The organism is Shimia sp., assembly GCF_041624275.1.
Lineage (GTDB): Bacteria > Pseudomonadota > Alphaproteobacteria > Rhodobacterales > Rhodobacteraceae > Shimia.
Genome location: NZ_JBFJVE010000179.1, coordinates 1 through 6,034 on the forward strand (window position 1 = coordinate 1; position 6,034 = coordinate 6,034).

Annotated in this window: 7 protein-coding genes; 3 read left to right on the forward strand and 4 right to left on the reverse strand. The window is 68.3% G+C overall.

The features are described 5' to 3' along the window. Positions 1–867 (reverse strand): TldD/PmbA family protein (locus ABZD10_RS12675; protein ID WP_372886988.1); only part of this gene is annotated, 867 nt, incomplete at its 3' end. Positions 868–1,015: 148 nt separating this feature from the next. Beyond that, complete coding sequence (locus tag ABZD10_RS12680) at positions 1,016–2,467, reverse strand: DUF2125 domain-containing protein (RefSeq protein ID WP_372886978.1); 1,452 nt, start codon at positions 2,465–2,467, stop codon at positions 1,016–1,018. A gap of 168 nt (positions 2,468–2,635) precedes the next feature. On the opposite strand from ABZD10_RS12680, the gene ABZD10_RS12685 reads away from it, so the two are divergent. Continuing rightward, positions 2,636–3,391, forward strand: coding sequence for an SDR family oxidoreductase (locus ABZD10_RS12685; RefSeq protein ID WP_372886980.1), 756 nt, complete (start codon positions 2,636–2,638; stop codon positions 3,389–3,391). After that, positions 3,388–3,999: an enoyl-CoA hydratase/isomerase family protein gene (locus ABZD10_RS12690; RefSeq protein ID WP_372886981.1), complete on the forward strand. Its 612-nt coding sequence runs from the start codon at positions 3,388–3,390 to the stop codon at positions 3,997–3,999. Before ABZD10_RS12685 ends, ABZD10_RS12690 begins: the two co-directional genes overlap by 4 nt. An 86-nt stretch (positions 4,000–4,085) precedes the next feature. Here the strand turns inward: ABZD10_RS12690 and ABZD10_RS12695 are convergent, their stop codons facing one another. Continuing rightward, complete coding sequence (locus tag ABZD10_RS12695; protein WP_372886983.1) at positions 4,086–4,430, reverse strand: HNH endonuclease signature motif containing protein; 345 nt, start codon at positions 4,428–4,430, stop codon at positions 4,086–4,088. Positions 4,431–4,503: 73 nt separating this feature from the next. On the opposite strand from ABZD10_RS12695, the gene ABZD10_RS12700 reads away from it, so the two are divergent. Further along, positions 4,504–5,673 carry a TIGR03862 family flavoprotein gene (locus ABZD10_RS12700; RefSeq protein ID WP_372886985.1) on the forward strand — a complete coding sequence of 390 codons (1,170 nt, stop codon included), beginning with the start codon at positions 4,504–4,506 and terminating at the stop codon, positions 5,671–5,673. Here ABZD10_RS12700 and ABZD10_RS12705 read toward each other — a convergent pair. Then, a partial coding sequence (locus ABZD10_RS12705; RefSeq protein ID WP_372886986.1) for a glutathione S-transferase family protein occupies positions 5,654–6,034 on the reverse strand: 381 nt, incomplete at its 5' end. The genes ABZD10_RS12700 and ABZD10_RS12705 overlap by 20 nt on opposite strands.

Consider the following 6,034-nt stretch of genomic DNA (forward strand, 5'->3'; position numbering starts at 1 on the left):
CCCCTCGGCGTCGAAGGGCCGCGAGCCGCTGACCCGGGGGCGCAGCGGGTCTTCGGTGAGGCTGAGATGGCCGGGCAGGATCTGCTGCCCCAGCGCGTCGCGCAGCCACGAGGCACCGCGCGCGATGCTGGCGCCGTTGCAGGCGGCCAGCAGATGACCGATCAGCGAGGCGGAAATGCGCTCGTCGAACAGCACCGGATAGGCGCCGGTGGGCGGCTGGACCGCGCCAAGCCGCGCCACCGCCCGTTCCCCGGCGCTGCGGCCGATGTCCTCGGCGCTGCGCAGATCTTGGTGAAAGATGCGCCCGTCGCCGTCGTGGTCACGCTCCATCGCGTCGCCGCTGCCGGCGATGGCAACGCAGGAGAGGGCGCGGCTGCTGCGTTCATAGCCGCCGGCAAAGCCGTTGCTGGCCGCAAGGTGGATCTGGGTCCGGCTGTAGCCCGCCGTCGCCGACTGAACCTGCGTCACGCCCCTGACCGCCTGGGCGGCGGCCTCGGCCTCGGTGGCGTCGATCTGAAGCCGCGCCGGTTCCGGCTCGGGGGCAGGGTCGCACAATTGCAGCGCGTCGATGTCCCATTCACGGCAAAGCTGTTCCGGGTCGGCAAGGCCGACAAAGGGGTCTTCGGGGGCCTGGCGCGCCATCGCCACCGCGCGCTCGGCCATGGTGGTCAGGGTTTCCGGGCGGCTGTCCGACACCGAGACGTTGGCCTGGCGCTGGCCGACGAAGACCCGCAGCCCGAGGTCGATGCCTTCGGAGCGTTCGGCCTGTTCCAGCGCCCCGGCGCGCACGTCGATCGCCAGCGAGGTGCCGCGCACTGCCATCGCGTCGGCGGCATCGGCCCCGGCCGTCTTCGCGGCCCCGAGCATGGCCTGCGTCAGCTGTTCCAAATCCAAGCTCTCGTCCCCCCGATCAAGTCGCCCCTGAGGTAGACAATGGCACCGGTTCACGCAAGAGCAGGCGTGCAAAAGGCCGCGCTGCCCGGGCGGCGCGGCCTGTCATGCCGGCGATGATCGCCTATTGCAGGCGCTGCCCGTTGGCCAGAACATGACCGTCGGCGTTGATCTCGATCACCGAGGTCAGCTCGTCCTCTCCGGCGCCGGGCACCGCGAACATCGCCATCATCATGCGCCCGCCCATCGCCTGTTCCTCGGGCAGCAGCCCCATGGCCACCAGCGTATCGATCAGCCTGTTGGCGCCGCTGAGGCTGAGGTTGATGCTTCCCTCGGGGCGCGGCATGCCGTCAAATGTCTGCATGTCGGTATTGTCGAAGGTGAAAGCGCCGCTGCCGCTGAGCCGCGCGCCGACCATGTCGACCAGCAGTTCGCTCAGGGTCAGCGAATTCAGTTCGCCTGGATAATCCTCGCCCTCGCTGGCCACCAGGTCCGCGAACAGGGTGGTGGTGCCGTTCACCGCCACCGCCAGCGTTGCCGGGTCACGCGGCAGCATCGCGCCGGGGTCGAAGACCCCCCACAGCATGTCCGACACCGTCAGCCCGGCCAGCTTGAAACGGGCCGAGAAATCCTGCGCCATGTTGTCCTGCAACAGCGGCATGGCAATGCCGTAGGCCAGTTCCTTCATGTCCATGATGATCGGCAGCGGAATGCCGGCCCCGGCCATGTTGACGCCCAGATCCATGACGCTGCCCTGATAATCGAAGCGGCCGCCGGCGATCTTGATCGCCAGCGAACTGCCGCTGGTCGACATGTTGGCATTCATCGGCCCGCTGCCGTCATTGGCCATCAGCGCCAGCTCGGTGCCCTGTTGGGTGACCTTGCCGTCGATCCGGAAGCCGGCGCGGAAAAAGGCGCCGGGATCCTCGGGGTCCTGGGCCATCGGCACCGCGCCCGAGATGTCGAAACCCAGCCCGGCGACGGTCATCTGCATGTCGACCATACCCTCCTGCGGGTCGTCGCCCTTGACGGTCATGGTCATGCGCTCGGCCTTCATCGACTTGGCGAAACGCGGCGTGTTGCCCGCGCTCATCTCGGCCGCGCCCGTCACCGTATCGGCGATGGCATTGAAGGTGGCATCGGTCTCGGGCGTGCCGTTGACAACAAGTTCGGTCAGCTCCCAGGCCATCTGCGCGACCCGGTAGTCGTATTTGATGTTTTCCGGCACCCCGGAGGCCACGAGATCGGCGTCGCGCATGGAAATGGTCAGCGTCGCCCGGGTGTTGTCGCCGTGCTCCGAGCTTTCGATCCGCACCGGGAAGGATGCGGGCATGCCGACACGCACGGTGCCGTCGCCGGCCTCGGTAAAGGTCATCCGGCCCAGATCCGCCAGCGCGCGGCCGTCGTCCTCGGGAAAGTCGAGGCTGATCTTCAGGTCGTCGACGCTGAGCACGCCGCCGGATTCTCTTTCGGTGGCCGAGACGCTGTAACCGACGCCGGTCATGAACCCCTTCCAGGCACCCCAGACATCCTGGTTGGACACATCCGCAAAGGCACTTGCAGTCGACAACAGCATGGCCATTGTCCCCGCGCCCAGAAAACTCGCCGGTTTGATCATAACACTATTCCTTTTTCAATCGGCACCAGCTTCGACTTCTGCCAAGGCGGGGTCAAGGGCAAAGACTGGACGCCCGGCCAGCGGCGGTTTAGGTCTTGGGCAAAGAGGTTGCAGGAGGGGCGGACAATGACTGAAATGAACGACAAGACGGTTCTGGTGACCGGGGCCAGCCGGGGTATCGGTGAAAGCGCGGCGCGGATCTTTGCCGAGGCCGGGGCCAATGTGGTGCTGGTGGCCCGCAGCGGCGCCGACATCGAACGCATCGCCGCCGAGATCGGCGACAAGGCTTTGGCGCTGACCTGCGACGTCGCCGATTATGCCTCGGTTCAGGCCGCGGTCGACGCCGCGGTGGCGCGGTTCGGCGGGCTCGACGTGCTGATCAACAATGCCGGGGTGGTCGAGCCGATCGCCCATCTCGCCACCTCGGACCCCGAGGGCTGGGGCCAGGTGATCGATATCAACCTCAAGGGGGTCTATCATGGCGTGCGCGCGGCGCTGCCGGTGATGCAGAAGGCCGGCGGCGGCACCATCCTGACGATTTCCTCGGGCGCCGCCCATGGTCCGGTCGAGGCCTGGAGCCATTACTGCGCCTCGAAAGCGGCGGTCAACATGCTGACCCGCTGTATCGACAAGGAAAACCGCGACAAGGGCATCCGCGCCATCGGCCTGTCGCCCGGCACCGTGGCCACCGAGATGCAGCGCGAGATCAAGGCCTCGGGCATCAACCCGGTGAGCCGGCTCGACTGGTCCGATCACATCCCGCCCGACTGGCCGGCGCGCTGCCTGTTGTGGATGTGCGGCCCCGAGGCCGACATGTGGGTCGGCGACGAGATCTCGCTGCGCGACGAAGGCATCCGCCGCCAGGTGGGGCTGATCGCATGATCGAGTTGCAGAAAGAGGAAAGCGGCCTCTGGATCGCCACCATCAACCGCCCCGACAAGGCCAATTCGCTGACCCATGCCATGTTGACCGAGCTGGCCGATATCGCCGAGGCGGCGCAGGAGGCACGGGCGCTGATCCTGACCGGGCGCGGCAAGGTGTTTTCCGCCGGCGCCGATCTTGACGAGGCGCGGGCCGGGCTGGCGACCTCGGATGTCTGGGAGCGGCTTTCGGGCAATATCGCGGCGCTGCCGGGGCTGACCATCGCGGCGCTCAACGGCACGCTTGCGGGGGGTGCCATGGGCATGGCGCTGGCCTGCGATCTGCGGCTGGCGGTGCCGGGGGCCAAGTTCTTCTATCCGGTGATGAAGCTCGGCTTTCTGCCGCAGCCTTCGGACCCGGCGCGCATGGCGGCGCTGATCGGCCCGGCGCGGGCCAAGCTGGTGCTGATGGGCGGGCAGAAGCTTTTGGCTGATGAAGCCTTGCGGTTTGGTCTGGTGGATCGGCTGGTTGCCGGGGAAGAACTGCTCGAGACGGCGCGGGCGGTGGCCGCCGACACGCTGGCGGCGCCGGTCGAGATTGCCCGGGGCATCAAGGCGATGTGTCGCTGAGGGGCGCTGCCCCTCTGGCCCCTGCGGGTCCATTCACCCCGGAGTATTTCTGAAGAGATGAAGCCGGGGCGCATTGGGGCAGGCATCTAGCGCCTGCGGCGCGGGCCGGGGGTGACGGCGTGAAAGTCAGCCGGGCGTTTGGCAATCCAGCGGATGAACCCGGCCAGCTCGGGATGTGATCTCAGCGCCTCTATGGTGGCGAAATCGCGGGCCAGCTCGGCCTCGGTCAGGGTGGCGTGGATCTGGTTGTGGCAGATCTGGTGCAGAAGCACCTGGGGCCCGGTCTTGCCGCCCTTGAGGCGCGGGATCAGGTGGTGGCGGCTTTGCCGCGCAGCGGGTGGAATCGGGCGTTGGCAGAGCGGGCAGATCGGGTCCGGCACGGGAGGTCTCTTGAAATCGGGTCTCTTGAAGTCCTGGGGTCTGTCGGGCATGACCATGACCGGGATGGCGGAACTTGGGAAGGGCGCCTGTGACAGACCGCGTGACATATTCGGGGGCAGGGACATGCGCCGCGCGCTGGTGATCGGCGGCGGCCCGGCCGGGCTGATGGCGGCCGAGGCGCTGGCCGGGCAGGGGTTGTCGGTCCGGCTGGCCGAGGCCAGGCCGAGCCTGGCGCGCAAGTTCCTGATGGCCGGGAAATCCGGGCTGAACCTGACCCGGGAAGAGCCATTTGAGGACTTTCTTGCCGCCTATGAAGAGGCCGCGCCCGCCCTGCGCCCGATGCTGGAGGCCTTTGACGGCAGGGCCGTCGTGGCCTGGGCCGAGGCGCTGGGCCAGGAGATGTTCACCGGTTCGACCGGGCGGGTGTTTCCGCGGGTGATGAAGGCGTCGCCCCTGCTCAGGGCCTGGTTGCGGCGCCTCGAGGCGGGCGGTGTCGAGGCCCGCACCCGCTGGCGTTGGGTGGGCGAGGATCGCGGTTTCGTCTTTGACACGCCGCAGGGGCGGCAGGTGGTGCAGGCCGATGTGGTGGTGCTGGCCTGCGGTGGCGCGAGCTGGGCGCGGCTGGGTTCGGACGGGGCCTGGGCGGGCTGGCTCGACGTCCCGCTGGCGCCGTTCCAGCCGGCGAACATGGGCTTTGTTGTCAATTGGTCGTCCCATATGCGGAAGCATTTTGGCGCGCCGGTCAAATCGGTGGCTCTCAGGGCAGGCGCGCAATGCCTGCGCGGAGAGTTTGTCGTTTCAGAGCAGGGCCTCGAGGGCGGCGGCATCTATGCGGTGTCGCGGCGCCTGCGCGAGGGGCACGATCTGCTGGTCGACCTGTTGCCGGACCTGTCCGAGGCCGAGGTGCGCGCCCGGCTGGCCCGGCCGCGCGGCAAGGCGAGCCTTGGCAACCACCTGCGCAGGGTGCTGAAGCTCGACCCGGTGAAACAGGCATTGCTGATGGAGTTCGCCCGGCCCCTGCCTGACGATCTGGCGCCGCTGCTCAAGGCGCTGCCGATCCGCCATGCCGGCCCGCGCCCCATGGATCAGGCGATCTCGACCGCCGGCGGTATCCGCCTTGGCGCTTTGGACGAGGGGCTGATGCTGCGCCACCGCCCGGGCGTCTTCGCCGCCGGAGAGATGCTCGACTGGGAGGCGCCGACCGGGGGCTATCTGCTGACCGCCTGCCTTGCCACCGGGCGCTGGGCCGGGCAGCACGCGGCGCGCCATGCGCTCAGCGCTCGGCCAGCCTGAGGAAGGCGGGGCGCGCCCGGCAGCGCTTGAGATAGGCGCCAAAGGCTTCGTTGTCGGCCGGGAAGCGCGCCGACTTGGCCCAGCCGCCGCAATGGGCCAGGATGATGTCGGCCAGGGTGAAGCTCTCGCCCATCAGGTAGGGGCCGCGGATCTGGTCGGTGATGCGGTTGATGTTGCGGGCATATTCCCAGCGCAGCGAGTCCTTGATCTCGGGCAGGCGCTTGTCTTCGGGCAGCGCGAAACTGTGCCGGGCCGCGGTCCACAGAACGGCGTCGATCTCGTCGAGGATGCATTGGGTGAACCCGTCCTGATGGGCCCGCTCGACGGTGCCCGCCGGGAAGGTCAGCGCGCCGTGCTTGTC